Below are 23,364 nucleotides of genomic sequence, written 5' to 3'. Positions count from 1 at the left end.
TTAGCCAGTTGCACTCCGTGGTGAAGCGACCTGCGCCTTTTCCCGTGACAGACTCGGAGGGTGACCGCAAGCCCCACCGTTCGACGCCGCCGCATCGCCCGGGAACTACGCCAGCTACGTGAGCGCGCCGGGATGACCCTGGATGTCGCCGCCCGACAGTTGGACATGTCCAAGAGCAACCTGTCCCGCATCGAGAACGCCCAGATCGGCATCAAGCCGCGCGACGTCCGGGCCGCGCTCGCGCTGTACCAGGTCACCGGCAACGACGCCGAGGCGCTCATCGATATCGCCCGGGGCGCACAGCAACGCGGCTGGTGGCAGCACTACAGCGACGTCCTCCCGGAATGGTTCGAGTTCTACGTGGGGCTGGAGGCTGAGGCCGCCACCCTGCGCACCTACGAGGCCGAGGCGGTGCCCGGCCTGTTGCAGACCGAGGCGTACGCCCGCGAGGTGTACCGGCTGACCGCCGGCGAGGACGATCTGGACCGCAAGGTGGCCGCCCGGTTGCGCCGGCAGGACGTGCTGCGCGGCGACGCGCCGGTGGAGTTGTCGGTGGTGCTGAACGAGGCAGTACTGCTACGCCCTGTCAGCGATCGCACCGTCATGGCGGGCCAGATGAGCCACCTGGAAACCCTCGCCCAACTACCTAACGTAACGGTCCAGGTACTTCCGTTCGAGGCCGGTGGACATCCGGCCATGAACTCGCCGTACGTGATCCTCACGTTCGCCGACGCGGCCGACGCGGCCGTTGTCTACCTGGAAAATCTCTCCACGGGGCTGGCACTGGAGGAGGGGGCACAGGTGCGCTCGTATAGCCTTGTGCACGAGAGGCTGTGCAGTCTGGCACTCGATCCAGCGGCGTCCCTGATCCGCCTGAAGGAAGCTTCTCGTTACTTTACGTGACCGCTGCACCGCGGTCACCCTCGGTATCGACGAAGGGATCGCGATGACCGCGCTCGACCTGTCCCGGGCGGAGTGGCGCACCAGCACGCGCAGTGTGGGCAACGGCAACTGCGTCGAGGTGGCCACCATCGACGGTGGGGTCGCGGTTCGGGACAGCAAGGATCGTCGTGGCCCCGTGCTGACCTTCCCACCGTCGGCGTGGAACGCCTTCGTCGCCAGCGTCCACACTCGCTGACCCCACCACCGCCCGCCGGGCTCGCACACCCCCACCCCTTGAGCGAAGCGGCGGCCAGAGAAGCCAACCGTCACAATCTGTCAGCTAGATGCGGCGTTCTCGCAGATCACCCTCCGCAACCGCGCCACTCACCCACCCACCTCTCACCCTTCGCCCTTTGCTCTGCTTCAACCCACGCACCCCCCGACCGAGCTGCCATAACGTCCGAGCTAACTAATCGCACAACAGGCCGACCGCGCACGGAAGGTAACCGTTGCGTGGGTTGAAGCAGAGCAAAGGGGCGGAAGACCCTGTGCGGGGGCTGAGGGAAGCGGCTACGCGTTGTGACGGGCATGCCCAGGGCGACGGGCACCGACGCAGATGCCCTCGACAAGTCAAGGCACCGACGAGGACAGCACCAGGCAGGCGCGGTCCGACGCACCCACACGGAGCGGTCCCGATGGCCCGCATGCGGGCGCGGGGGCGGTGCGAGACTGGGCCGTGCTCTCCGACGTGTCTATCGACCTGCCGGTGCGGGCGGTGCTGCCGGCGCTGGTGGCGGCGCTGGGCTCGGCCGGCAGCGCGGTCCTGGTCGCCCCGCCGGGTACCGGTAAGACCAGCCTCGCCCCGCTCGCCGTGGCCGACGCGGTGGGCGGGCGGGTGATCGTCGCCCAGCCTCGCCGGGTGGCCGCCCGTGCTGCGGCCCGCCGAATGGCGGCGCTGCTCGGGGAGCCGGTCGGTGGTCGGGTCGGTTATGCGGTGCGGGGTGAACGACGGGCCGGACCGCGTACCCGGATCGAGGTGGTCACCACCGGCCTGCTGGTCCGTCGGATGCATCACGACCCGGAGTTGGCCGGCGTCGATGCGGTGCTGCTCGACGAGATCCACGAGCGCCAGCTCGACGCGGACCTGGCGCTCGCCTTCAGCGTCGAGGCCCGGGCGACCCTGCGGCCGGAGCTGTGGCTGCTGGCCATGTCGGCGACCCCGGAGGCGGACCGCTTCGCTGCCCTGCTCGGCGGCACCGTGCCGGCACCGGTGGTTCGGGCCTCATCGGCGCTGCATCCGGTGACTCGCATCTGGGCACCACCGCCCCGGCCACTGGCGCCACCCGGTGCGGGCCCGGTGGACCGGGCTCTGCTCGACCACGTCGCGGCCACCGTACGCCGGGCTCTCGTCGAGCAGGAGGGCGACCTGCTGGTCTTCCTGCCCGGCGTGGGCGAGATCGCCGCCGTCGCCGGTCGGTTGGGCGAGGTGCAGGACAGCGTCGATGTGCTCCGCCTGCACGGCCGTCAGAGCGGCGCCGAGCAGGACGCCGCACTGCGGCCGGGAGACCGGCGACGGGTGGTGCTGGCCACGGCGGTGGCGGAGAGCAGTTTGACCGTGCCGGGCGTACGCACGGTGGTGGACGCGGGCCTGTCCCGGGTGGCCCGACTGGACCTGGCCCGAGGGCTGGGTGCGCTGGTCACCGTGCCGGTGTCCCGGGCGGCGGCGACCCAGCGGGCCGGCCGGGCCGGGCGGGAGGCACCCGGCCAGGTGTACCGCTGCTGGTCGGCGGGGGTGCACGAGCGGTTGCCGGCGCAGCCGGAGCCGGAGATCGCCACCGCCGATCTGACCGGATTCGCCCTCGAACTCGCCGCCTGGGGCGCTCCCGGCGGGACCGGGCTGGCGCTGCCCGACCCGCCTCCATCGGCGGCGATGACGGTGGCGTCCGAGACGCTTACCGCCCTCGGTGCGATCGATGCGAACGGGCGGATCACCGAGCGGGGCCGGGCCGTGGTCGCCGTCGGAGCGCATCCCCGGCTGGCTCGGGCGCTGCTCGACGGGGCCGACCGGGTCGGCGCCGATCGTGCCGCGCAGGTGGTGGCGCTGCTCGCCGAGTCGACCGTGGCCGGTTCCGGCGATGATCTCGGTGCCGTCTGGCGTCGGTTGCGCGCCGGCACCGATCCGGCCGCCACCGCCCGCTGGCGTGCCGAGGTACGCCGGCTGCGCGCCGCCCTGCCACCGGGCGCGTCCGGGCGGCAACAGCGACCAGACCAGTCGAGGTGGTTGCCCGACGAGCTTGCCGCCGGGCTGCTGGTCGGGTTGGCGTACCCGGAACGGTTGGCCCGGGTACGGCGGCCGGGTGGTTCGGCGTACCTGATGAGTGGCGGCACCGCGGCGGAGCTGGCGCCCGGGTCGGGGCTGGTGGGCGTCGACTGGCTGGCCGTCGCGGTGGCCGACCGCGTTCCCGGCGCACCGGCCGCCCGGATCCGGCTCGCCGCCGTCCTCGATGAGGTCACCGCCCGTGAGGCGGCCGGCTCGCTGCTGCGGACCGAGCGGGAGATCGGCTGGTCGGGTGGAGACGTGGTGGCCAGGGAGGTGCTTCGACTGGGTGCCATCGAACTGGTCGACCGCCCGCTGGCCCGACCCGACCGGGATGCGGTGGCCGGTGCGCTGCTGACCGGACTGCGCGAGACCGGGCTCGACGTGCTGACCTGGACGCCGGCGGCCAGCGCCCTGCGTCAGCGGCTGGCGTTCTGCCGGTACGCGCTCGGCGACGACTGGCCCGACGTCTCCGACGAGGCGTTGCTGGCCGGCGCACCGCACTGGCTCGGGCCGGAGCTTGCCGGTGCCCGACGCCGGGCCGATCTGGCTCGGGTCGACGTGACAGGTGCGCTACGCCGGCTGCTGCCCTGGCCGCTGGCCGGACGGCTGGACGAGTTGGCACCGGAGCGGATCGCGGTGCCGAGCGGTTCGCGGATCCGGGTCGACTACGCCGATCCGGCAGCGCCGGTTCTCGCGGTCCGGCTTCAGGAGACGTTCGGTTGGCCCGAGGCGCCCAGAGTCGGTGACGGTCGGGTGCCGGTGCTGCTGCACCTGCTCTCCCCTGCCGGCCGACCGGTGGCGGTCACCGCCGACCTCGCCTCCTTCTGGCGCTCCGGCTACCGCCAGGTCCGCGCCGAACTGCGCGGGCGCTATCCGCGCCACCCCTGGCCGGAGGATCCGACCACGGCCACGCCGACCCGACGGGCCGGGCGGCGTTCCTGAGCGCTCACGGCTCGTCGAGCACGTCGGCGATGACGACCGTGATGTTGTCCGGGCCACCGGCCTGCAACGCCAGGTCGATGAGGTGGCGCGCGCAGGCGTCCCGCTCCGGCTGGCCGGCCAGCACCTCGGCCAGGGTGTCGGCGCGTACGACGTTTGACAGTCCGTCGCTGCACAGCAGCCAGCGGTCACCGGCCCGGGGCACCATTGTCGCGTACGTCGGGGAGACCTCGTCGCCCTGCAACGCCTGGGTCACCACCGCCCGGCGGGGATGGCTACCGGCCTGGTCCGGCGTGATCAGCCCCTGGTCGACGAGCATCTGCACGAAGGTGTCGTCCCGGGTGATCTGCTTGAGTACGCCGTCGCGGAACAGGTAGGCCCGGGAGTCACCCACGTGGGCCAGCGCCAGGCAGCTGCCGGTACGCGCGAACAGCAGCGCGGTCAGCGTGGTGCCCATGCCCTGCCGCTGGGGATCCTCGGCGACCGCCTGACGGATCCGTTCGGTGGCCAGCTGGATGCCGTTCTGCAACGCGGCGACCAGCACGTCCTCCGGCGTCTCCACATCGAGCGGCGCGACCGCTCCGATGGCGATGGCGCTGGCCAGGTCACCGGCCGCCATGCCGCCCATGCCGTCGGCGACGGCGACCAGCCAGGTGCCGGAGTGCAACGCGTCCTGGTTTCCGCTGCGGATCAGCCCACGGTCGCTCGTCCCGGCGGAACGCAGCTTCAGGGTCATGGCACGCAGCCTGCCAGGAGTAGGGCTCGGTTGTCTCTAGGAGATCAGGACCGCCCGGCGTGGCGCGGTGAATCTCACTGAGGGTGAATGTGAATTCTCATCGGATGCGATCGATTGACATGTCCTGCGCGTCCTGGAAACATGCCCGATACCTGGGAGCGCTCCCAGCTTTCGCCCCCACCTCACCCATTCCGTCCCGCTCGTCGGAAGGACTCCCCCGTGACGCCATCCCGACGTCGTCTCGCGGTGCTCGCCGCGGCGACCGCCGTGGCGCTGGTCGGCGTTAGCGCCGGCACCGCGTTCGCAGATCCACCTGCCGACGCACCCGAACAGATCCGCAACGGTGACTTCAGCGACGGCTCGTCGCCCTGGTTCTCATACGGCACCAACACCCTCGGCGTAGTCGATGGCCAGCTCTGCGCCACCGTGGCCGGTGGCCTGGCCAACCCCTGGGACGCCGGCATCGGCCACGACGCGCTTCCGTTGATCGCCGGTGCCGAGTACACCCTCGGCTTCGACGTCACCGCCACGCCTGGTGGCTCGGTCGCCGCCGTGCTGCAACTCGGCAGCGAGCCCTACACCGGCTACTACTCGGTCACCGCCGCCGCGACCCCGACCCAGCAGCGCGTCGAGCGCACCTTCGTCGCTCCGAACGACGACGATCGCGCCCAGCTGATCTTCCAGGTCGGCGGCAGCGCCGAGGCGCAGACCGTCTGCCTGGACAATGTCTCGCTGCGCGGCGGCAACCCGCCCGAGCCGTACGTGCCGGACACCGGCCCCCGGGTGCGGGTGAACCAGGTCGGTTACCTGCCCGGCGGGCCGAAGAACGCCACGGTGGTCACCGAGGCCACCGAGGCGCTGCCCTGGGAACTGCGTTCCGCCTCCGGCGCCGTGCTGGCCAGCGGCACCACCACTCCCCGCGGGGTCGACGAGGCGTCGGCACAGAACGTGCACTCGCTGGACTTCTCGTCGTACCGCACCCCGGGACAGGGGCTGACGCTGGCGGTGGACGGCGAGGTCAGCCACCCGTTCGACATCTCCGGCACGCTCTACGACCAGTTGCGGTCGGACGCCCTGCAGTTCTTCTACATCCAGCGCAGCGGTATCGAAATCGACGGTGACCTGGTCGGCGAGGAGTACGCCCGCCCCGCCGGTCACCTCGACGTCGCCCCGAACCAGGGCGACACCGACGTGCCCTGTGTCGCCAACTCCTGCGACTACCGGCTCGACGTACGCGGCGGTTGGTACGACGCGGGCGACCATGGCAAGTACGTGGTCAACGGCGGCATCGCCACCTACCAGCTGCTGAGCGCCTTCGAGCGGACCAAGAACGCCGCCACGGCCGGCTTCGGCGCCGACCTCGGCGACGGGACGCTGCGGCTGCCCGAGCGGGACAACGGGGTGCCGGACATCCTCGACGAGGCCCGCTGGGAGCTGGAGTTCCTGCTGCGGATGCAGGTTCCGGCCGGCAAGCCACTGGCCGGGATGGCCCACCACAAGATCCACGACCGGAACTGGACCGGCCTGCCGATGCAGCCCGAGGACGACCCGGAGCCGCGCGAGCTGCACCCGCCGTCCACCGCCGCCACCCTGAACCTGGCCGCCACGGCAGCCCAGTGCGCCCGACTGTTCGCCCCGTACGACAAGGAGTTCGCGCAGCGCTGCGACAGCGCGGCGAAGACCGCGTACGCGGCGGCCAAGGCCAACCCGGCCCGGTACGCCCCCGCCACCGGCAACGGCGGTGGCCCGTACGACGACACAAACGTCACCGACGAGTTCTACTGGGCGGCCGCCGAGCTGTACCTGACCACCGGCGAGAGCGCCTACCTGACCGATCTGACCGCCTCGCCGCACCACACCGGTGACGTCTTCGACCCCCGGGGCTTCGGCTGGCAGAGCGTGGCCGCGCTGGGTCGCCTCGACCTGGCCACCGTGCCGAACGGGCTGCCGGCCGCCGAGCAGACCCGAATCCGCGAGTCGGTCATCGACGCCGCTGACGGTTACCTCGCCGAGATCGGCCGGCAGGCGTACGGGTTGCCCATGCCCGGTGACCCGAACAGCTACTTCTGGGGCGGTAACGGCGCCATCATCAACAACGCGGTCGTGCTGGCCACCGCGTTCGACCTGACCGGGGCGGCGAAGTACCGCGACGGCGCGGTGCAGACGATGGACTACATCCTCGGCCGCAACGCGCTGAACATCTCGTACGTGACCGGGTGGGGCGAGCACGCGGCGGAGAACCAGCACAGCCGGATCTTCGGCTTCCAGCTCGACCCGAGCATGCCGAAGCCGCCGGCCGGTTCGATCGCCGGTGGTCCGAACGCCGCGCTCCAGGACCCGTTCGTGGAGCAGCTGCTCGAAGGCTGCGCACCGATGTTCTGCTTCGTCGACGACATCGCCTCGTACTCCACGAACGAGGTGGCGATCAACTGGAACTCGGCGCTGGCCTGGATCTCCTCGTTCCTGGCGGACCAGGGCGATTCCGCTGCGGTGCCGGCGCCCACCTGCACGGTGTCGTACACCAACTACGGCTCGTGGCAGGGCGGCACCGGCTTCACCGCCCAGGTGAACATCCGCAACACCGGCACCGCCGCGGTGAACGGCTGGACCGCCCGGTTCGCCTTCACCGGTGACGCCAAGGTGCGCGAGGCGTGGATGGCCAAGGTGACGCAGTCCGGGGCCACGGTGACCGCGAAGAGCGAGTCGTACAACTCGCGGATCAACCCGGGTGCGTCGGTGATGTTCGGCTTCAACGCCACCACCGGCGGCGGCGCGAACCCGGCGCCCAACCTGGTCACGGTCAACGGCGCGCCCTGCACCGTGTCCTGATCCCCGGGTGGGGTGCCGTCGGCGACCGGCACCCCACCCGGCCCCCACCCCGATGAAGTGATCAAGAAGTTCTGGTCCGGATCCGTGACGGATCCGGACCAGAACTTCTTGATCGTCGGGCATTGTGGCGGGCTGTGGCTGGGCGGGTGGTCAGGGGCGGAGTTTGGGGAGGACCTGGTCGGCGAAGGTGTCGAGGAAGGGGCGTTGGTCCTGGCCGACGTGGTGGAGGGCGATCTGGTCGAAGCCGAGTGCCACGTACTCCTCCAGCCAGCCCACGTGCCGACCCAGGTCGGCGGAGATGTTGACCACCTCGGCGAGCCGGCTCATCGGCACCTCGGCCGAGACCACGTCGAAGTGTTCCGGCGTGGTCAGGTCCCAGCAGACCGGCGGCGCGAACACGTTGCTGCGCCACTGGTCGTAGGCGACCGCCTCGGCCTCGGCCTGGGCGGGCGCCCAGCTCAGGTGCACCTGGAGGTGCACAGGTCCACGACCTCCGGCCTCCCGGTAGGCGTCGATCATGCGGCGCAGGTGGTCGGTCGGCGCGTTCACCGTGATGAGGCCGTCCGCCCACTCGGCACACCAGCGGGCGGTGGCGACACTGACGGCGGCCCCGACCAGCGCCGGTGGCTGCTCCGGGCGGCTCCACAGCTTCGCCCGGTCGACCCGGACCAGGCCGTCGTGACTGACCTCCTCGCCGGCCAGCAGGGCGCGGATGACGTCCACGCACTCGCGCAGCCGCGCGTTGCGTACGTCCTTGCGCGGCCACGCGTCGCCGGTGATGTGCTCGTTTGCGGCCTCCCCGGAGCCCAGAGCCGCCCAGAACCGACCCGGGTACATGGCGGCGAGCGTGCCGATCGCCTGCGCGATGATCGCCGGGTGGTAGCGCTGCCCGGGCGCGTTGACCACCCCGAATGACAGGCCGGTGGCCTGCAACGCCGACCCGAGCCAGGACCAGGCGAATCCGGAGTGGCCCTGGCGTTCGCTCCAGGGGGCGAAGTGGTCGGAGCACATGGCGGCGTCGAAGCCGACCTGCTCGGCGTGGATCACCGCCGCCAGCAGTTCGCGCGGGTGGATCTGCTCGTGGGAAGCGTGGAACGCGATCGCCGTCATGCCGCGCTTCACTACCCACCCGGGGGCAGGAGTAAGCAGCAGCTACTCGGAGTGGCTGCCGGCGCCGGCAGTGGCGGCGCCCTCCCCCACCCAGACCGTCTTGACATTGCAGAACTCGTGCATGCCCTGGGCGGAGAGTTCCCGGCCGTAGCCGGAGTTCTTCACCCCGCCGAAGGGCAGTTCGGGGTAGGACGTCGTCATCCCGTTGATGAAGACGGCCCCGGCCTCCAGGTCGGTGGCGAACCGCTGCTGCTCCTGCGGGTCGCGGGTCCAGGCGTTCGAGCCGAGCCCGAAGCTGGTGCCGTTGGCCAACTCGATCGCCTCGTCGTACGACGAGGCCCGGTACAACCCGGCGACCGGCCCGAACACCTCCTCCGCCCACATCCGCATACCCGGGTTCAGATCTGTCACCACCGTCGGCGGGTAGAACCAGCCCTCCCCGCTCGGCTTCTCCCCGCCACAGAGCACCGTGGCTCCTTTGTCGACCGCGTCCCGTACCTGCGCGTCGACCTCGTCGCGCCCCCGCTCGGAGGCCAGCGGGCCGACGTCGGTGCCGCCGTCCATCGGGTCGCCCACCCGCAGCGCCGACATGCGGTGCGCGAACGCCTCGGCGAAGGCGTCGTAGACGTCGGTGTGCACGATGAAACGCTTGGCCGCGATGCAGGACTGGCCGTTGTTCTGGCAGCGGGCGGTGGTGGCAACCTGCGCCGCCAGTTCCACGTCGGCGGAGGGCATCACCACGAACGGGTCGCTGCCACCCAGCTCCAGCACCGTCTTCTTCAGCTCCCGGCCGGCGATCTGCGCGATCGACCGGCCGGCGACCTCACTGCCGGTCAGCGTGGCGGCGCGGACCCGGGGATCGCTCAGAATCCGGTCCACCGCGTCGGAGCCGACCAGCAGGGTGGTGAACGCGCCCTCCGGGAAGCCGGCCCGGCGGAACAGGTCCTCCAGCAGCAGCGCGGTCTGCGGCACGTTGGAGGCGTGCTTGAGCAGGCCGGTGTTGCCGGCCATCAGGGCCGGCGCGGCGAAGCGCATGACCTGCCAGAGGGGGAAGTTCCATGGCATCACCGCCAGCACCGGACCGATCGGCTGGTAACGGACGAACGCCCGGGTCGCCGAGACCGCCTCGGCGTCGGCCGGCTCGTCGGCGAGGAACTCGGCCGCCCGGTCGGCGTAGAAGCGGCAGGCGGTGGCGCACTTGGTGACCTCGGCCTTGGCGGCGGCGAGCGTCTTGCCCATCTCGATGGTCATCAGGCGGGCGATCTCGTTCCGCTCCGCCTCCAGCAGGTCGGCCGCCGCGGTCAGCCACCGCCCGCGCTGCTCGATCGTGGTGTCGCGCAACTGCCGGTACGCCAGGTCGGTCCGTTCGATCGCGCCGTCGATCTGCTCGTCGGACATCGCCTCGTACGTCTTGAGCACCTGGCCGTTTACCGGATTGGTGGTGGCGATGGTCATCAGGGCTTCTCCCGTCACTCGAAGAGCGAGTGCCGCGCGCCGGGCTCCTCCCGGCGGCGGGCGGCGCGACGACGTTGAATGATGATCAGGTCAACCACGGCAACCACCGCGAAGACGGCGCAGACGACCCCCAACCAGGCCACGTCGGCACGGAACGCCAACACCGCGAAAACGGTCATGGTGACGAGCCCGAAGCTGGCCAGCGCCAGTCGCAGATTCAGTGCGCTGTACGCGTGACCGACCGTGCCACGGGCACGCCGAGGCTGTGATCTCGTCATCACCTCCACCTACCCCGCGCCGCCAGCGCTAACCGTCGCCCGCACCCGCTTTCCGACCGTGCGTTGCGTTACACCGGCCCCACGTGACCCGGCCGATCCGGGCATCGGCGGGGAACATGGACCCATGACCGTGAGCCATGCCGAGCCGGTGACCGTCGCCGTCGCCCGACGCGCCGACCCCGCCCGTACCGACGAGATGGTGGCGTGGATGCGGGCGGGCACCGCGCTGGCCGAGGCGTTCCCGGGCTTCCTGGGCGCGGGTTGGGTACGCCGCGCCCCAGGATCGGGCGACTGGCACATGCTCTACCGGTTCGCCGACCCGGACACCCTGCGACGTTGGGAGGAATCGCCGCAGCGACACTGGTGGCTGACGTCGGCGCAGGGCATCGTCGAGCACACCCACGTCGAGCGGCGGACCGGCATCGAGGGCTGGTTCGACCCGCCGCACGCGGCCGCCGTCGAGCCGCTGGACGCGGAACCGACAGTGCCGCCGTCGCCGCCGCGCTGGAAGCAGGCGGTGACGATCTGGCTTGCGTTCTTCCCGCTCAGCCTGACCGCCACGCTGCTCACCGGCGAGTTCCTGCCGGGGCTGCCGACCGCGGCGCGGGTGCTGCTCATGACGCTCACCCTGACCCCGCTGATGACCTACCTGGTGCTGCCCCGGATCACCCGGGCGCTGCACTGGTGGCTGCACGGCCAGCGGGCACCCTGGCACAGGTAGACGACCGTCAACCCCATACCACGCGAGCCTGGGACACGACAGGGCACTGCCGCATCCCCGACAGCAGCGCGCGATCAACCCGGCCTACGCGCGTAGAGTCACCGTGCTGTCGCTCTGCGCTGTGAGGCTGGGGAAGTCATGCCTGGACGCTGGACCACCGCCGCCGTCTGCCTGCTCGCGCTCGTCGCGTTGGCCTGCGAGGCGGGTGGGGACGCGGCGCCGCGACCGTCGGGCGGCACGGCCCAGCCCGGCTCCCCCCGGGTCGTCGCCGCCCTCGGTGACTCGATCACCACCGGCTTCGGGTCCTGCCTGGTCCTCACCTCGTGCGAGCGCAACTCCTGGTCGACGGGGGACGGACTGCGGGTCGACAGCCACTACCGCCGGCTGCTCGACCGGAACCCCAACCTGCGCGGCAAGGCCCACAACCGCGCCCGGGCGGGAGCCCGGGCCGCCGCGCTGGCCGGCCAGGCCGAGGCGGCGGTACGCGATCGCGCCGACTACGTCACCGTGCTGGTCGGCGCCAACGACGCCTGTCGCGGCACGATCGACGCGATGACCCCGGTGGCCGACTTCCGGGCCGAGATCGACCGAGGGCTGCGGGTGCTGCGCGAGGGGCGGCCGAAGGCTCGTGTCCTGGTCGTCAGCATTCCGAACCTGTACCGGCTCTGGGAGGTCGGCCACGATGAACCCCGGGCGGTACGTGCCTGGCGGCGGGGCATATGTCCGGCGCTGCTGGCCGAGGCGACGTCGACCGCACCGGCAGATCGGAGCCGCCGCGCGGCGTTCCGGGAACGGATCAGTGCATACAACGGTCAGCTGAAGGCGGCCTGCCGGGCGTACGGCTCCCGATGCCGCTATGACGGCGGCGCCGCGCACCGGATCCGCTTCGACCTGGACCTGGTGAACGCGCTTGACTACTTCCACCCCAACGCCGCCGGTCAGTCCCGCCTCGCCGAAGTGACCTGGCGTTCCTCCGGCTACGCCGACTGATCGCCGTTCTCCTCCGAATGACGGGGCAGCGGGATCCGAGCCTCGCCGTGTTGACGGTAGAGCGCCCGGGCACGCTCGGCCAGCTTCTTGGTCGCCGACGAGTTCGCCCAGGTGCCAAGGATGATCGCCGCTCCGGGGACCACCTTGGCGAAGAGCCGTTTCGCCGCGCGTACCCCGGCCATCTGCGCGAGGCGCACCCCGAGGTGCAGCATCACCCGGCCGAGCGGTGCCTGCCCGCCACCGCCGAACAGCGCGCCCGCCCGTTCCCGTCCAGCCGCCACGCCCAGCGCCACGCGGGCGCTCGCGGCGACCTTGTGCACCTTCTGCAGCACCAGCAGGTCGGTGGCACGGTCGGAATGCGTCGGGTCGGCACCGTACGCGGCGGCGACGTGCAGGACCATGCGGGCCTGGGTCCAGGCCAGCACGCCGACGTCGATCACCGCACCGGGCAGTCCGGCCGCGCCCGAGACGGCCCCGGAGAGCCGAGCCTGGTTGACGAACCGGCGTACCGCCTGCTCCGCCAGGGCCTCGGCGCCGATGCCGGGCTGCGCGGCCCGGATCCGCTGCACCCACTGCGCGGCCTCCGGACCGAGCCGGCGCACCGCCTCGAGCGCGAGGTGCTCCGGAGCGTACTGCGGATCCTGGCGCATCCGGTCCCACAGCGTGGCCGGCGGCGCCTCGACGACCCGACTGCCGGACGGCGGCGGAGCCGGGGTGACGGGTTGGCCCTCGGCGGGCACGGGATCGCTCATCACCTCTCCTTTCGGTGGCGACCATCCATGTGTACCCCGCCGGGGCAACGGCGTACCGTCGGCCGATCGCACGGCGACCCCGGGCCGGGCGGACCGGCCCGACAGGAATGCACGAGGATGGCAGGTACGTTCTGGCGATCGGGGCACCGCGAGTCCGGTGGCCCCGTTACGCACATGCAGGGAGGCCGCACCGGTGCTCGACCCACACGAGCTCTACGAACTCACCGACGATCTGCCCGACCTCGGTCAGCCGGTCCTGATCCAGGCGCTCACCGGTTTCGTCGACGCAGGTAACGCGAGCCGGCTCGCCCGCGAACAGCTGCTCACATCGCTGGAGTCCCGCCCGATCGCCCGGTTCGACCTGGATCAACTCTTCGACTACCGCTCCCGCCGACCGGTGATGACCTTCGTCGAGGACCACTGGGAGAGCTACGACGACCCGGAGTTGGAGCTGCACCTGCTCCACGACGACGACGAGACCCCGTTCCTGCTGCTCACCGGCCCGGAGCCGGACCTTCAGTGGGAACGGTTCACCGCCGCCGTCGCCGGGCTCGCCGCCCGACTGGACGTACGGCTCACCGTCGGGCTCAACGCGATCCCGATGGCGGTGCCGCACACCCGGCCGACCGGCGTGACCGCGCACGCCACCCGGCGTGACCTGATCTCCGGTTACGAACCGTGGCTGCAACGGGTGCAGGTCCCCGGCAGCGTCGGTCACCTGCTGGAGTTCCGCCTCGGCGAGGCGGGCCGCGACGCGCTGGGCTTCGCCGCGCACGTGCCGCACTACGTGGCGCAAGCCGAGTACCCGGCCGCCGCCGAGGTGCTGCTGGCGTCGGTGTCCCGCAGCACCGGGCTGCTGCTGCCCCGGGACGGGCTGCGCTCGGCCGCCGAGGTGGTGCGGGTGGAGATCGACCGGCAGGTCGCGCAGAGCGACGAGGCCACCAGCCTGGTCCAGGCGCTTGAGGAGCAGTACGACGCGTACGCCCGGGGGCGGGGTGAGAAGAACCTGCTCGCCACGGAGAACGGCCCCCTGCCCACGGCCGAGGAACTCGGTGCCGAGTTGGAGCGTTTCCTCGCCGAGCAGACCCGCCCGAACAACGATACCCCGGGGAGTTGACCGGGGGTCTTCGGGCTGACGCGGGCGGCACGCCGACGACCTCGGCGCGTGTCGGCCGGCGGTGGCCGAGCGGGCCCAGCGGAGATGGGGCAGGCTGGCATCATGCGCCTGGCGACGTGGAACGTGAACTCGGTGAAGGCCCGGCTGCCCCGGCTGCTCGACTGGCTGGCCGGCACCGCGCCGGACGTGGTCTGTCTCCAGGAGACCAAGTGTTCCGACGGCGCCTTCCCGGCGACCGAGGTGGGTGAGCTGGGGTACACGGTGGCCAGCCACAGCGACGGCCGCTGGAACGGGGTCGCCATCCTGTCCCGGGTCGGTCTGGCCGACGTCACAGTCGGGTTCCCCGGCGAGCCCGGCTTTCCCGAGCCGGAGGCCCGGGCGATCTCGGCCACCTGCGGCGGGCTGCGGGTCTGGTCGGTGTACGTGCCGAACGGCCGCACGCCCGACGACCCGCACTACGCGTACAAGCTGGCCTGGCTGGCCGCGCTGCGGGACGCGCTGGACACCGAACTGACGAACCGCGCGCCGCTGGCCGTCTGCGGCGACTTCAACGTGGCCCCCACCGACGACGACGTCTGGGATCCGGCGCTGTTCGTCAACTCCACCCACGTCACCCCGCCCGAACGGGCCGCCCTGGCGGCGCTGCGCGATCTCGGCCTCACCGACGTGGTGCCCACCCCGATGAAGGGCCCGCACCCGTTCACCTACTGGGACTACCGGGCCGGCATGTTCCACCAGAACAAGGGCATGCGCATCGACCTGGTGTACGCCTCGGCCCCACTGGCCCGCGTCGTCCGGTCGGCGTACGTGGACCGGGAGGCCCGCAAGGGCAAGGGCCCCTCCGACCACGCCCCCGTCGTGGTCGACGCCGACCTCACCCCCACCGTCGAGTCCTTCTGAGCGCCACGTCGCGCCGACCCGGACCGGCGCGGCTGCCCCCGCCCACCCCGATGCCGACCCAGCGGCACGAGATGCCGCAAGTCGGCCTCTCCCGCTGCCCGGAAAGCCCACTTCCCGCAACCGCGCCCGCACCGCGCCCGTGGCCGGCGGCGCCGGCTAGGGTGAGGCCATGGCAGTTGTGAAGATCAACGCGATCGACGTTCCGCCCGGTGGCGGCGAGGAGTTGGAGAAGCGGTTCGCCGCCCGGGCCCGCGCGGTGGAGAACTCCCCCGGTTTCCTCGGCTTCGAACTGCTGCGCCCGGTGGCCGGCGAGAACCGCTACTTCGTCTACACCCGGTGGGAGACCGAGCAGGCGTACCAGGACTGGGCCGCCGGCCCCGCCCGGGCCGCCCACGCCACCCCGCCCGGGGCGGAGCGGAGGCCACCCGTCGCCTCCGGTGCCACCCTCCTGGAGTTCGAGGTCGTGCAACAGGTTCCCTGACGACGTTTCTCGTCGCCGGGCCGGAGCAGTGGCGGCGGGTACGTCAGGAGGGACGGGTGGTGGTGAGGGTGGCGAAGGCGATGACGTTGTCGGCGTAGCCGGTGCCACCGCCGAGCCACTCGCCGCCGCAGGTGATCAGCCGCAGGCCGGGCGGGCCCTCGTGACCGTAGACCCGGTCGGCGGGCAGCCGGTCCTTAGGAAAGTGTTCCACCGAGTTGACGGTGAACACGGCCACCGAGTCGTCCTCGCGGGCCACCTCGACGGTGTCACCCACCTTCAGCTTGCCCAGGTCGTAGAAGACCGACGGGCCGCTCCTGGTGTCCACGTGCCCGACGATGACCGCCGGCCCCGGGTCGCCCGGCACCGGCCCACGGTCGTACCACCCGGTTTCCTCGTGCCGGCTCAGCGGCGGCACGGCGATCGAGCCGTCCGGTGCGTCGCCGACCGGCTGCACCGGTGCCGAGACGTCGATCGACGGGATGGACAGGCTCACCGGCCGCGCGGCGGTACGCCCGGCGGGTACCGCCGATACTCCGCCGGAGCCGCGTTCATCGCCGGTGGTGGTCCAGTCGAGCGGTCCGCCGACGGTGTGCCCGAGCCCGGCCCCGGTGGCGAACACGCCGGCCAGCACGAGCAGCACCGCGAGCGGCAGTGACCACGGGCTGCGCCCGGAGCGCGTCGTGCGGGCGGATCCGCTGGCGCTGCGCGGTGCCCGGCGTCGATCGGTGAACGGTGCCGCGGCGCGAGCGCGCCGGGAGCCGAGGTCCGGCACCGCAGCCCAGCCGTGCGGGCGCGGCGTGGAACCGGGGCCCGCCGCACCGTCGCCGTTACCGGGTACGGAGCCGGAACCCGAGCGGTCGCCGTGGCGCGGTGGCGGGCTGGCCGCGGGTACGAACAGGTCGGGGCGGTAGGTGGGGCGGGGCGGACTACCGGCGGGGCGGGGCGGCACTCCGGCGGTGCGCGGGGTGGCCCGGCCGGAGTCGGTGCGTGCCGGGGTACCTGTCAAGTTGGTGGGGCGGGGTGTGCGGGCGGTGGTCATGGCGGCTCACCGTCGGCTACCGCGACGGCGGGTCGCGCTGACCCAGAGGACCATGCCGGTGACGGTCAACGCCAGACCGCCGGGGAGCAGCAAATTGGCGGTGAGGTTGCCGGCACCACCGCCGAAGCCGGTCGCCGGCCCCCGACTGGGTTTCATGTGGCGTACGACCTGGATCATGGTGGACGCGGTCTCGCCACCCCGGCACTCCAGCTTGACCCGGTAGTTGCCGGGGAGCACCCGCTCCTTGACCATCGCCGTGCCGGTCAGCAGCCCGCGCTGCGGCTGCACGGCGACCCGGCCGAACGCGTCCGAGACGACGATGGCGCCTACCGAGTTGTCGTGGCAGCTGGCCCGGAGCCCGACCAGATGGCCCGGTTCCACCATGCTCGGCGAGACCTCCACGAACACGGTCGGGCCCGGCTGCGGCGCACCCGCAGGCGCACCGGGTTGCCCACCGCCGGGTTGCCCGGCGACGAACGGCGCGACGGCGGCCCGCGCGGGTGCGGCCACGGCCGGCGTCGCCGCCAGCAGCGGAGTGGCCAGGGTGAGCGCGAGCAGCGGAGCGAAGGCTGCGACGGTACGCGGCGAAGCAGCGGACAGCGCCTGCCTGGCTGCTGACACGATGCCCCCTCCCGGTGCGCCGGTGCGGTCGCCGGGCACTGCCGGACACCCGGTCCTGCCTTCCACCGATGATGGTCTCACCACCGGGCGTACATCACATCCGGTCTTGCGTGGTGCTCGCGTAGGCTCGGTTGGTGGTGACCTCCACCGACCCGACTCCCGCCGTCGCCGCGCCGCACCTGGCGCGGGCGATCCGTACCTACCACCCGCGGCGCGGCCGGATGAGCGGCCGGCAGGTGACGGCGTTGGACCAGCTCTGGCCGCGGTACGGGCTGCGCGTCGCCGACGCCGACCCGTTCGACCCTGTCGGCCTGTTCGGCCGCCGGGCCCCACTGGTGGTCGAGATCGGTTCCGGCATGGGCGATGCGACCGCCGAGATGGCCGCCGCCGACCCGGATCGAGATTATCTGGCGGTCGAGGTGCACACCCCGGGAATCGCGAACCTGCTGGACCTGATTCACCTTCGGGACCTGGGCAATGTCCGGATCGTCGAGGGCGACGCGATGGAGTTGCTCGATCTGCTGCCGCCCAGTTCGCTGGACGCGGTGCACGTCTTCTTTCCGGACCCGTGGCCGAAGTCCCGCCACCACAAGCGGCGGCTGATCCAGCCGACCCATGTGGCGCGGTTGCGTTCCCGGTTGGCGGTCGGCGGCACGCTGCACTGCGCCACCGACTGGGCTGAGTACGCCGAGGCGATGCGGGCGACGCTGGACGCCGACCCGGGTCTGGTCAACGCCTACGACGGGTACGCTCCCCGGCCCGCGTACCGGCCGGTGACCCGGTTCGAGCGGCGGGCGCTGCGGGCCGGCCGCCCGGTCGCCGACCTGATCTACCGCCGCCACGGGTAGGCCCGACGGCGGGCGAGCGCCGGCTGCCCCGGTTGGCGCACAAGCAATTCATCCAGGCACCATGGACCGGCCATGACACTCACCGCCGCGCTGCCGAAGACCGCCGACCCCGACACCCTCTACGACGCGTTCGCCAGTTGGGCGTCCGAGCGCGGCCTGGACCTCTACCCCCACCAGGAGGAGGCGGTCATCGAGATCGTCTCCGGGGCCAACGTGATCATGAATACCCCGACCGGCTCGGGTAAGAGCCTGGTCGCCATCGCGGCGCACTTCGCCGCCCTGGCCGACGACCGGACGACCTTCTACACCGCGCCGATCAAGGCGCTGGTGTCGGAGAAGTTCTTCGCGTTGTGCGAGGTGTTCGGCGCCGAGAACGTCGGCATGCTCACCGGCGACGCCAGCGTCAACGCCGACGCCCCGATCATCTGCTGCACCGCGGAGATCCTGGCCAACCTGGCGCTGCGCGAGGGCGCCCGGGCCGACGTCGGCCAGGTGGTCATGGACGAGTTCCACTTCTACGCCGAACCGGACCGGGGCTGGGCCTGGCAGGTACCGCTGATCGAGCTGCCGCAGGCCCAGTTCGTGCTGATGTCGGCGACGCTCGGCGACACCACCCGGTTCGTCGACGACCTGACCCGGCGTACCGGCCGGGCGACAGCCGTCGTCCGCTCGGCCGAGCGGCCGGTCCCGCTGCTCTTCTCGTACGCGATGACACCGCTGCACGAGACCCTCGAAGAGTTGCTGGAGACCAAGCAGGCTCCGGTGTACGTGGTGCACTTCACCCAGGCCGCCGCCCTGGAACGCGCCCAGGCGCTGATGAGCGTAAACGTCTGCACCCGGGCCGAGAAGGACATGATCGCGGCGGCGATCGGCGGGTTCCGGTTCACCTCCGGCTTCGGCAAGACGCTGTCCCGGCTGGTCCGGCACGGCATCGGCGTGCACCACGCCGGGATGCTGCCCAAGTACCGCCGGCTGGTGGAGACCCTCGCCCAGGCCGGGCTGCTCAAGGTCATCTGCGGTACGGACACCCTCGGCGTCGGGATCAACGTGCCGATCCGCACGGTGCTGTTCACCGGCCTGTCCAAGTACGACGGGGTACGCACCCGGCTGCTGAAGGCCCGCGAGTTCCATCAGATCGCCGGTCGGGCCGGCCGGGCCGGCTTCGACACCATCGGCCGGGTCGTGGTGCAGGCACCCGAACACGTCATCGAGAACGAGAAGGCTCTCGCCAAGGCGGGCGACGACCCGAAGAAGCGACGCAAGGTGGTGCGCAAGAAGCCGCCGGAGGGCTCCATCGGCTGGGGCAAGCCCACCTTCGACCGCCTGGTGGAGGCCGAACCGGAACCGCTCACCTCCAGCTTCCAGGTCAGCCACTCGATGCTGCTCAACGTCATCGGCCGCCCCGGCGACGCGTTCGTGGCCATGCGGCACCTGCTCACCGACAACCACGAGGACGCGGCGGCCCAGCGCCGGCACATCCGCCGGGCCATCGCCATCTACCGGGCGCTGCGGGCCGGCGGGGTGGTCGAGGAGCTGCCCGAGCCGGACGAGACCGGGCGCCGGGTCCGGCTCACCGTCGACCTGCAACTCGACTTCGCGCTCAACCAGCCCCTGTCCCCGCTCGCGCTGGCCACCATCGAGCTGCTGGACAGCGAGTCCCCGTCGTACGCCCTGGATGTGCTGTCGGTGATCGAGTCGATCCTCGACGACCCGCGCCAGGTGCTCTCCGCGCAGCAGTTCAAGGCTCGCGGCGAGGCGGTCGCCGCGATGAAGGCCGAGGGCATCGAGTACGAGGCCCGGCTCGAACTGCTCGACGAGGTGACCTGGCCGAAGCCGCTCGCCGAGCTGCTGGAGAACGCCTACGAGATGTACCGGCGGGGGCACCCCTGGGTGGCCGACCACCAGCTCTCCCCCAAGTCCGTGGTCCGGGACATGTACGAGCGGGCGATGACCTTCACCGAGTACGTGCAGTTCTACGGGTTGTCCCGCTCGGAGGGGCTGGTGCTGCGCTACCTGGCCGACGCGTACAAGACGCTGCGGCAGACAGTGCCCGAGGAGGCCAAGACCGAGGAACTGGTCGACCTGATCGAGTGGCTGGGTGAGCTGGTCCGCCAGGTCGACTCCAGCCTCATCGACGAGTGGGAACGGCTGCGCAACCCGACCGACCTGCCCGAGGTGGCCGCTGCCCTGGACGACCGCCCGGCGGCGGTGACCCGCAACCCGCGGGCGTTCCGGGTGCTGGTGCGCAACGCCCTGTTCCGGCGGGTCGAGCTGGCCGCGCTGCGGCACTGGGACGCGCTCGGCGAGTTGGACGCCGACTCCGGCTGGCCCGCCGACGCCTGGGCCGACGCGCTGGAGCCCTACTTCGAGTCGTACGACGGCATCGGAACCGGCCCGGACGCCCGCGGCCCGGCGCTGCTCATGATCGAACAGGGTCGGGAGCGCTGGACGGTGCGGCAGATCCTGGACGACCCGGAGGGCGACCACGACTGGGGCATCAGCGCCGAGGTCGACCTGGCCGCCTCCGACGAGGCGGGTGCCGCCGTCGTGCGGATCACCGACGTCGGCCAGCTCTGAAATTTTTCCTACGGGGGCCGTCCGGGATGCCCGGGCGGCCCCTTTCGTGCCCTGGGCGATGTCAGGGTCGTCGATTAGAATGTATGTACTAATCGAGTTCCTGACCTGGGAGGATGCTCGTGACCGCGACCGTCTCCGCCCCCCTCACGCCGTACGCAACCCTCCTCGGTTTCACCCGGTACGTCGACCGCACCGGTCCGACCAAGGCCAGCTTCGTCGGCGGCCTGCGCCGGCAGCGGGCGAGCCGTTCCGGGTTCAACCCACACGGCCAGTTCGTCAAGGCGCTCAAGGCCGACATCGCCTTCCACACCGGCGGCACCCACCTGGCGCAGGTGGTCGACGTGGTCAAGCCCCGCTGGCGCCCGCTCTACCAGTCGCTCGTGCCCGGCGCGACGGCCTGGCTGCACTCGCTCGGCGAGCCCGCCGGGGTCGACCTGGCCCAGACCCGCGACGCGCTGGCCATGCTCGGCGACCTCCCGATCAAGATCAACCCCCACTTCGGCATCCGGTACGCAGACGGCCGCGCCGAGGCGGTGCGCCTGCACTTCGACGAGGCCCCGCCCAGCGAGGAGGCGACCCTGGCGGCACTGCACCTGACCGCCCGTCACATGGACGCCGTGCTCCCGCACGCCGAGCCGGTCCTGGTCGACGTGCGCCGGGGCATCACCCACCGGATGCCCGACAACGCCAGGCCCAACGAGATCGAAAGCTGGCTCGCCGGCGAGGCAGCCGCCTTCCGCGCCATCTGGTCCGCCGCCGCCTGACCCACCCGCCCCCGCGCCGCCCCGCCCCCGCGCCGCCCGGCCCCACGCTGCCCCGTGCCGCGCCGTCCCACGCCGTCCCGCGCCGCCCCGCCCCCGCGCCGCCCGGCCCCACGCTGCCCCGTGCCGCGCCGTCCCACGCCGTCCCGCGCCGCGCCGTCCCGCGCTGCCCCGTGCCGTGCCGTGCCGTGCCGTGCCGTGCCGTGCCGTGCCGTGCCGTAAAAATATGAGCAACTTCGGGGGAAGTGTCGCATCGACGCACCCGGAAGCAGCACTTTTCCCGAAGTTGCTTGAGCAGTAGCGCCCCGGCAGGGCGGCAGGCGGCGCGGCGAGGCGGGGCGGGTGGGGCGGCGACGGGGCGGCGGGGTTATCCACAGGGGCGGCGGGCGGTGCTTGCGGTCGTCCATGGTGGACGGCATGACCAAATCTGCTCGGCGTCCGCCGCAACTGCGTGGACGCCTCTTCCGTGGTTCCCGCGCTGTGGCCCGAGGGCTACTGACCCGGGGTGAGCTACGCAGCCGGGCGTGGCGACCGGTCTTCCGGGACGTGTACGCCGACGCACAGCTCACGATCTCGCACCGCACCCGGTGCCTGGCCGCAGCGCGGTGGATGCTGCCACCCGGGGCGGTGATCGCCGGTCGGAGCGCCGCTGCACTGTTCGGTGCCGGGTTCATCGGGGATGCCGAACCGCTCGACATCCTTGTGCCGACAGGGCTCCGGTTCGGGCCGGTTGCCGGTCTCGTCGTGCACACCGGCGAAATCGCCGAGGCCGACGTGGTGTCGCACGCCGGCATGCCGGTCACCACGCCGCTGCGCACCTGCTGGGATTTGGCCCAGTGGCTGAATCCGGAGGAGGCCGTGGTCGTGGTGGACAGGCTGCTCGGTCAACGACTGGTGCGCGCCGATCAGCTGCGGGAAATGGTGGACCGCCGTCGCGGTGCCCGAGGCTGGAGACGCATGCTTCGGGTGGCACAGCTGGCCGACCCGGGCGCGGAGTCGGCTCAGGAGTCGCGGCTTCGGGTGCGGATCGTGCTGGCCGGTGTTCGCCGGCCGGTCACCCAGTTCGTGGTGGAGCGCGACGGCAGGTTCATCGCCCGGGTCGACCTCGCCTGGCCGGAACTCAAGATCGCGGTCGAGTACGACGGACTCTGGCACGACGATCCGCAGCAACTCCATCGCGACCGGCAACGCCTGAACCGTCTGCTCGGCGAGGGCTGGATCGTCTTGCACGTGACCGCACAACGGCTCCGCGAGGACTTCGACGGCTTCCTCGCCGAACTCCGCCAGGCAGTACGCACCCGCACCCGCTAACCCTGAGGTAAACCTACTTCCTCCTGACCAGGGCCGCTTCGCGCAGCGGAGCGGAGCGGAGCGGCTGGGACTAACCCCACCTACAAGACCCTCCGCGCAGGGGCCGCCACGCAAAGCGTCACCCGCGCAGTTTCGGGGATGGTGCTGCCTGCGATTGCGTCGAAACGACATCTTCCCCGAAACTGCACGCCTTGTGGATCACGGCGGCGAGCCGGGCAGGCTAGCGGGGGGTGGGTGGGGTCAGGTCGGTGACGGGCACGACGTTCGGGTCCTCGGGGTTGCCGACGATGACGCGTAAGGCCGGATAACGGTCGGCCAGGAGCTGGCGACAGGCATCGCAGGGGGTGACGAGGGAGCGGCCGCGGTCGCCGACGGTGACGATCGTCTCCAGCTCTGCCACGCCCTGGGTGGCGGCGGTGCCGAGCGCGACCGTCTCGGGGCACGCCCCTCCCGTGGCATGCACCACGTTGACTGCGGAGATCACCCGACCATCGGCGGTACGGGCCGCCGTGGCGAGGGTGTGGGTGGCGCTGCGGCAACGCAGCTTCGCCACCGCGCTGGCAGCCTGCACCAGCGCCCGATCGGTGTCACGCATCGTCATCGCCGTCCCCGTGTGTCCCGCTCCCAGCCCGGCGCCCAACGATAGACCGGCCGGAGCAGCCGGCCCGAGCAGGCCGGGCACGGCGCGGGTAACCAG

At 71.8% G+C, this 23,364-nt stretch carries 21 protein-coding genes; 13 read left to right on the top strand and 8 right to left on the bottom strand.

The window, feature by feature from the left end:
* Window positions 1-60: 60 nt before the first annotated feature.
* From ACN26Z_RS11515 to hrpB, 3 genes are all read left to right on the top strand, one after another.
* The gene (locus tag ACN26Z_RS11515) at window positions 61-903 is read left to right on the top strand and encodes a helix-turn-helix domain-containing protein (protein WP_421461136.1); all 843 of its coding nucleotides are present in this window, start codon (window positions 61-63) and stop codon (window positions 901-903) included.
* A gap of 43 nt (window positions 904-946) precedes the next feature.
* On the top strand, window positions 947-1,138 hold the full coding sequence (locus ACN26Z_RS11510) for a DUF397 domain-containing protein (protein WP_396886601.1): 192 nt from the start codon (window positions 947-949) through the stop codon (window positions 1,136-1,138).
* A gap of 480 nt (window positions 1,139-1,618) precedes the next feature.
* A complete protein-coding gene (gene hrpB / locus ACN26Z_RS11505; protein ID WP_421464623.1) occupies window positions 1,619-4,144 on the top strand; it encodes an ATP-dependent helicase HrpB in 2,526 nt (841 codons plus the stop codon).
* 4 nt (window positions 4,145-4,148) lie between these two features.
* Here hrpB and ACN26Z_RS11500 read toward each other — a convergent pair whose 3' ends face one another.
* Window positions 4,149-4,877 (bottom strand): PP2C family protein-serine/threonine phosphatase, encoded by a 729-nt coding sequence (locus ACN26Z_RS11500; RefSeq protein ID WP_093404671.1) that lies wholly within the window; start codon window positions 4,875-4,877, stop codon window positions 4,149-4,151.
* Between the two features lie 219 nt (window positions 4,878-5,096).
* On the opposite strand from ACN26Z_RS11500, the gene ACN26Z_RS11495 reads away from it, so the two are divergent.
* Window positions 5,097-7,706 (top strand): glycoside hydrolase family 9 protein, encoded by a 2,610-nt coding sequence (locus ACN26Z_RS11495; protein WP_282239236.1) that lies wholly within the window; start codon window positions 5,097-5,099, stop codon window positions 7,704-7,706.
* Window positions 7,707-7,856: 150 nt separating this feature from the next.
* On the opposite strand, the gene ACN26Z_RS11490 is transcribed toward ACN26Z_RS11495, so the two are convergent.
* Genes ACN26Z_RS11490 through ACN26Z_RS11480 form a run of 3 tightly spaced genes read right to left on the bottom strand, consistent with a single transcriptional unit; the run spans window position 7,857 to window position 10,549 of the window.
* Window positions 7,857-8,816, bottom strand: coding sequence for a TIGR03885 family FMN-dependent LLM class oxidoreductase (locus ACN26Z_RS11490; protein WP_282239237.1), 960 nt, complete (start codon window positions 8,814-8,816; stop codon window positions 7,857-7,859).
* 42 nt (window positions 8,817-8,858) lie between these two features.
* Window positions 8,859-10,271 carry an NADP-dependent succinic semialdehyde dehydrogenase gene (locus tag ACN26Z_RS11485; RefSeq protein ID WP_421461133.1) on the bottom strand — a complete coding sequence of 471 codons (1,413 nt, stop codon included), beginning with the start codon at window positions 10,269-10,271 and terminating at the stop codon, window positions 8,859-8,861.
* Between the two features lie 14 nt (window positions 10,272-10,285).
* Window positions 10,286-10,549, bottom strand: coding sequence for a DUF6343 family protein (locus ACN26Z_RS11480; protein ID WP_210935265.1), 264 nt, complete (start codon window positions 10,547-10,549; stop codon window positions 10,286-10,288).
* A 124-nt stretch (window positions 10,550-10,673) separates the two neighbouring features.
* Between ACN26Z_RS11480 and ACN26Z_RS11475 the strand changes: the two genes are divergently transcribed.
* Together ACN26Z_RS11475 and ACN26Z_RS11470 are read left to right on the top strand one after the other, a co-directional pair.
* Window positions 10,674-11,270, top strand: a complete 597-nt coding sequence (locus ACN26Z_RS11475; protein WP_093404678.1) for an antibiotic biosynthesis monooxygenase — start codon at window positions 10,674-10,676, stop codon at window positions 11,268-11,270.
* 138 nt (window positions 11,271-11,408) lie between these two features.
* Window positions 11,409-12,260, top strand: a complete 852-nt coding sequence (locus ACN26Z_RS11470) for a GDSL-type esterase/lipase family protein (protein WP_282239239.1) — start codon at window positions 11,409-11,411, stop codon at window positions 12,258-12,260.
* Here the strand turns inward: ACN26Z_RS11470 and ACN26Z_RS11465 are convergent.
* Window positions 12,248-13,012, bottom strand: coding sequence for a hypothetical protein (locus tag ACN26Z_RS11465; RefSeq protein WP_421461130.1), 765 nt, complete (start codon window positions 13,010-13,012; stop codon window positions 12,248-12,250). The genes ACN26Z_RS11470 and ACN26Z_RS11465 overlap by 13 nt on opposite strands.
* Before the next feature lie 193 nt (window positions 13,013-13,205).
* On the opposite strand from ACN26Z_RS11465, the gene ACN26Z_RS11460 reads away from it, so the two are divergent.
* The 3 genes from ACN26Z_RS11460 to ACN26Z_RS11450 all read left to right on the top strand — a co-directional run bounded on the left by ACN26Z_RS11460 (window position 13,206) and on the right by ACN26Z_RS11450 (window position 15,510).
* Window positions 13,206-14,129: a proteasome assembly chaperone family protein gene (locus tag ACN26Z_RS11460; protein WP_093404686.1), complete on the top strand. Its 924-nt coding sequence runs from the start codon at window positions 13,206-13,208 to the stop codon at window positions 14,127-14,129.
* A 102-nt stretch (window positions 14,130-14,231) separates the two neighbouring features.
* Complete coding sequence (locus ACN26Z_RS11455; RefSeq protein WP_421461127.1) at window positions 14,232-15,029, top strand: exodeoxyribonuclease III; 798 nt, start codon at window positions 14,232-14,234, stop codon at window positions 15,027-15,029.
* A 169-nt stretch (window positions 15,030-15,198) separates the two neighbouring features.
* Entirely contained in the window at window positions 15,199-15,510 is a 312-nt protein-coding gene (locus tag ACN26Z_RS11450; protein ID WP_204012123.1) for an antibiotic biosynthesis monooxygenase family protein, read from the top strand.
* Window positions 15,511-15,553: 43 nt separating this feature from the next.
* Here ACN26Z_RS11450 and ACN26Z_RS11445 read toward each other — a convergent pair whose 3' ends face one another.
* Window positions 15,554-16,162, bottom strand: a complete 609-nt coding sequence (locus ACN26Z_RS11445) for a class F sortase (protein WP_421464621.1) — start codon at window positions 16,160-16,162, stop codon at window positions 15,554-15,556.
* A 393-nt stretch (window positions 16,163-16,555) separates the two neighbouring features.
* Window positions 16,556-17,173: a hypothetical protein gene (locus tag ACN26Z_RS11440; protein WP_421464619.1), complete on the bottom strand. Its 618-nt coding sequence runs from the start codon at window positions 17,171-17,173 to the stop codon at window positions 16,556-16,558.
* 218 nt (window positions 17,174-17,391) lie between these two features.
* Here ACN26Z_RS11440 and trmB point away from each other — a divergent pair, with 218 nt between their 5' ends.
* The 4 genes from trmB (at window position 17,392) to ACN26Z_RS11420 (ending at window position 22,667) form a co-directional block, all read left to right on the top strand.
* Window positions 17,392-18,018 (top strand): tRNA (guanosine(46)-N7)-methyltransferase TrmB, encoded by a 627-nt coding sequence (gene trmB, locus ACN26Z_RS11435; RefSeq protein ID WP_282240560.1) that lies wholly within the window; start codon window positions 17,392-17,394, stop codon window positions 18,016-18,018.
* 72 nt (window positions 18,019-18,090) lie between these two features.
* A complete protein-coding gene (locus ACN26Z_RS11430) occupies window positions 18,091-20,595 on the top strand; it encodes a DEAD/DEAH box helicase (RefSeq protein WP_282239248.1) in 2,505 nt (834 codons plus the stop codon).
* Window positions 20,596-20,708: 113 nt separating this feature from the next.
* Window positions 20,709-21,359 (top strand): hypothetical protein, encoded by a 651-nt coding sequence (locus tag ACN26Z_RS11425; RefSeq protein ID WP_421461124.1) that lies wholly within the window; start codon window positions 20,709-20,711, stop codon window positions 21,357-21,359.
* Window positions 21,360-21,773: 414 nt separating this feature from the next.
* A complete protein-coding gene (locus ACN26Z_RS11420) occupies window positions 21,774-22,667 on the top strand; it encodes an endonuclease domain-containing protein (RefSeq protein WP_421461122.1) in 894 nt (297 codons plus the stop codon).
* 220 nt (window positions 22,668-22,887) lie between these two features.
* Here the strand turns inward: ACN26Z_RS11420 and ACN26Z_RS11415 are convergent, their stop codons facing one another.
* Window positions 22,888-23,268, bottom strand: a complete 381-nt coding sequence (locus tag ACN26Z_RS11415; RefSeq protein WP_421461121.1) for a cytidine deaminase — start codon at window positions 23,266-23,268, stop codon at window positions 22,888-22,890.
* Between the last annotated feature and the right edge of the window lie 96 nt (window positions 23,269-23,364).

Origin of the sequence: Verrucosispora sp. WMMD703, assembly GCF_049178935.1 — a bacterium.
Taxonomy (GTDB): domain Bacteria; phylum Actinomycetota; class Actinomycetes; order Mycobacteriales; family Micromonosporaceae; genus Micromonospora; species Micromonospora sediminimaris.
The sequence above is the reverse complement of the archived record's forward strand: the minus strand, read 5'-3'. Positions and strand labels throughout refer to the sequence as shown.

What these genes read in the sequence shown, in the direction of transcription:
- ACN26Z_RS11510 (WP_396886601.1), top strand. Translation starts at nt 947, where the DNA reads ATGACCGCGCTCGACCTGTCCCGGGCGGAGTGGCGCACCAGCACGCGC.
- ACN26Z_RS11500 (WP_093404671.1), bottom strand. Translation starts at nt 4,877, where the DNA reads ATGACCCTGAAGCTGCGTTCCGCCGGGACGAGCGACCGTGGGCTGATC.
- ACN26Z_RS11490 (WP_282239237.1), bottom strand. Translation starts at nt 8,816, where the DNA reads ATGACGGCGATCGCGTTCCACGCTTCCCACGAGCAGATCCACCCGCGC.
- ACN26Z_RS11485 (WP_421461133.1), bottom strand. Translation starts at nt 10,271, where the DNA reads ATGACCATCGCCACCACCAATCCGGTAAACGGCCAGGTGCTCAAGACG.
- ACN26Z_RS11480 (WP_210935265.1), bottom strand. Translation starts at nt 10,549, where the DNA reads ATGACGAGATCACAGCCTCGGCGTGCCCGTGGCACGGTCGGTCACGCG.
- ACN26Z_RS11475 (WP_093404678.1), top strand. Translation starts at nt 10,674, where the DNA reads ATGACCGTGAGCCATGCCGAGCCGGTGACCGTCGCCGTCGCCCGACGC.
- ACN26Z_RS11470 (WP_282239239.1), top strand. Translation starts at nt 11,409, where the DNA reads ATGCCTGGACGCTGGACCACCGCCGCCGTCTGCCTGCTCGCGCTCGTC.
- ACN26Z_RS11465 (WP_421461130.1), bottom strand. Translation starts at nt 13,012, where the DNA reads ATGAGCGATCCCGTGCCCGCCGAGGGCCAACCCGTCACCCCGGCTCCG.
- ACN26Z_RS11455 (WP_421461127.1), top strand. Translation starts at nt 14,232, where the DNA reads ATGCGCCTGGCGACGTGGAACGTGAACTCGGTGAAGGCCCGGCTGCCC.
- ACN26Z_RS11450 (WP_204012123.1), top strand. Translation starts at nt 15,199, where the DNA reads ATGGCAGTTGTGAAGATCAACGCGATCGACGTTCCGCCCGGTGGCGGC.
- trmB (WP_282240560.1), top strand. Translation starts at nt 17,392, where the DNA reads ATGAGCGGCCGGCAGGTGACGGCGTTGGACCAGCTCTGGCCGCGGTAC.
- ACN26Z_RS11430 (WP_282239248.1), top strand. Translation starts at nt 18,091, where the DNA reads ATGACACTCACCGCCGCGCTGCCGAAGACCGCCGACCCCGACACCCTC.
- ACN26Z_RS11425 (WP_421461124.1), top strand. Translation starts at nt 20,709, where the DNA reads ATGCTCGTGACCGCGACCGTCTCCGCCCCCCTCACGCCGTACGCAACC.
- ACN26Z_RS11420 (WP_421461122.1), top strand. Translation starts at nt 21,774, where the DNA reads ATGACCAAATCTGCTCGGCGTCCGCCGCAACTGCGTGGACGCCTCTTC.
- ACN26Z_RS11415 (WP_421461121.1), bottom strand. Translation starts at nt 23,268, where the DNA reads ATGACGATGCGTGACACCGATCGGGCGCTGGTGCAGGCTGCCAGCGCG.